This window comes from Lactobacillus laiwuensis (genome assembly GCF_019972835.1).
GTDB lineage: Bacteria > Bacillota > Bacilli > Lactobacillales > Lactobacillaceae > Lactobacillus > Lactobacillus laiwuensis.
Window position 1 is genome coordinate 1 of the sequence record NZ_BPPB01000024.1, and the last position, 2,928, is coordinate 2,928.

Sequence of the window (2,928 nt, forward strand, 5' to 3'; positions counted from 1 at the left end):
TGAACCTTCGGAACCAGTCGAGCCAGTTGAACCTTCAGAGCCAGTCGAGCCAGTTGAGCCTTCGGAACCAGTCGAGCCAGTCGAACCTTCAGAACCAGTCGAGCCAGTTGAACCTTCGGAACCAGTCGAGCCAGTTGAACCTTCAGAGCCAGTCGAACCAGTTGAACCTTCGGAACCAGTCGAGCCAGTTGAACCTTCGGAGCCAGTCGAACCAGTTGAACCTTCAGAGCCAGTCGAACCAGTTGAACCTTCTGAACCAGTCGAGCCAGTTGAACCTTCAGAGCCAGTAGAGCTGTTAGAGCCACTGGAAGTACCGGAGTCATTACCTTTACCAGCGTTACTCTTTTCGTATCCGAAGGTAACAGTTTGAGGATCATTAGTAAACTTTAGTTTACTCAGCGCATCTTCATATTTATCTGTGGTATATTTGTTGCCATTAATTTCAACGTAGGCAAGTTTATAGGTAGGCAACTTTCTGGCTGTGATTGGGATAACCACGTCATTACCAGCGGTACCGAATTGATAATCGTTTGGCGAGAGTTTGGCGGTTTTATCGTCCTCAAATTGATAATTAATGGTAATACTGCAAGGATTGGGAATTTTATTGATATTAACATACACATCATAATCCTTACTGCCATCATAATTTTCCATTAAATCAGCACCAGTCCACGAATGAGCTCTAGGCTGAAGACCACCGTTATCTTCATTAACTCCCATGTTAACCCAGATATCTTCTTCATCATGGCCGTCCTGATTGTGACCTAAACCACCGTTCAAATATGTATTTGCGCCCTTTTTCAAATCATTTCTTCTGCCTAGTATAAGCACTTCAAGGGATGGAAGAACTCTAAGCATATCAACAATAGATGATGAATTTTGCATATCAAAACTACTAAGATCAAGTTTTGCTAGTTTATCACAGCCTTGAAACATGGCATCATATTTAGAAACTTTTCTGGTATTAAAGTTGTGTAGATCCAAACTGGTTAAATTTGAACATTGCCAGAACATATTAGTCATATCACTCACAGCTGCCGTGTTGAAGCTAGTGACATCTAAACTTGTTAAAGACTTACAATTTACAAACATATACGACATATTAGTTACTTTGGCAGTATTAAAATGACTAAAATCTATTGCAGCTAATTTAAAACAATCATTAAACATGTTATTCATATCAAGGACGTTTGCAGTATCAAAATGACTAACATCAATGTTAGTTAATGATTGACAATCATCAAACATGTATTTCATGTCAATAACGTTAGAGGTATTGAAAAGAGAAGGACTAAATTTTATACTTGCTAATTTTTTGTCGTAGTAAAACATCCGGCTCATATCACGGACATTTTTAGTATTAAAATTGCTTAAGTCTAAAGTGGTTAAGTTATCACAGCTACCAAACATACTTTCCATACCAGCACGAGATAGTTTTTCAGAAACATTTCCGACATTAGCAGTATCAAATTTAGACAAATCAAGTGAAACTACTTGTTTGCAGGAAGCAAACATTCCCGTCATATCTGTGACTTTGCTAGTATCAAATTTGGATATTAATTTGTTTATACTATCAGTAGTAATTGGGATACCAGAAAACATTTTACTCATGTCAGTAACATTTGCGGTAGTAAAATTATCAGAGGCAATAATGTCTTTCAATTTGCTAGAACCTCCGAACATATTCGCCATATTAGTTACTTTAGCAGTATTAAACAGTGATAAGTCTAACTCAGTTATGTACTCACAACCGCTAAACATTCCCTTCATATTTTGGACACTATCGGTAACAAAGGTAGTCGGCAGATTTAATTTAAGCAAATTACGACAAGCACCAAACATATATGACATATCTGTCACTTTTGATGTGTTAAAGCTTGAAACGTCTAACTTAAGAAAACTTTGACAATTATAAAACATATATGCCATGTTTTCAACATTAGAAGTGTTGAATTTGGTTACGTCAATTGACCAAACTTGATTACAGTCATCAAACATATATGACATATCTGTCACTTTATCTGTTTTAAAAGTAGCTGGGAATGCAAAACTACGAAGTCCTTCACAGCCTTCAAACATATGCGCCATGTTTGTGACATTTGAAGTATCAAAGTGAGATAAATCTAACTTAGTTAAAGACTCGTCACCATAAAACATGTGTGACATGTCCGTCACTTTTGTGGTTATGAAAGAAGTTGAACTAGATAAATCGATATTCGTTAGTTTTTTATTTTCACTAAACATGTTTTCCATGCTGGTAACTTCAGAAGTATCAAGATTATCTAGCCCCTTGATGGTTTCTAATACCCCAAGACTAGTAAACAGATCATTTGCAGAGCCAATAATTTTGAGTTTGCCAGTGATATCAATTTCTTTAATGTTAGCGGCTAACACTGGATTTTGTCCACTTAAATTGTAGAATAGGCTGATAGAATGATTGTCACTGTTATCGATTGTGCCACCACTAATTTTTAATATATCACCTTCATCATCAAAACTGATATCTATCCCTTGCCATTTAGTTGGGAAACTTTCCCGAGTAGCTTTAGCAGGGTCAAATTGTGCAGAGCCTGCTTCTTGCTTGTTAGCTTTTGCATCGTCTGTGGCGCTTGGATCGCTGGTATTGCCTGCAGCTGTGTCTGCACTATTTTCACTAGTTGTGCTGCTATTGGCACTAGCCTGGACTTGTCCAGTTTCTGGAGTGCTGCTTGAAGTGCTTGTGTTAGCTTCGCTGTCAGCAGTTTGACTGCTGCTGTTTTGGTCCGTGGACTCATCATCTGAAACTGCTGCACCCTCAGCTTCAGTTTGGTAGGTCAATTTAGTCTTGACTGTTCTTCTAACAGTCTTCTTGGTGGCACGAGTGCCATTCTGATTAGCTGCCTTGACCGTCTGGGGCTTGGCATTAATTAAGCCTAAAGCAGCTGCGGC

At 38.4% G+C, this 2,928-nt stretch carries 1 protein-coding gene; it reads right to left on the reverse strand.

Translation table 11 applies throughout. The features are described from left to right. On the reverse strand, window positions 1-2,928 hold a 2,928-nt coding region (locus LDM92_RS09950; protein WP_238480667.1), incomplete at both ends, for a BspA family leucine-rich repeat surface protein.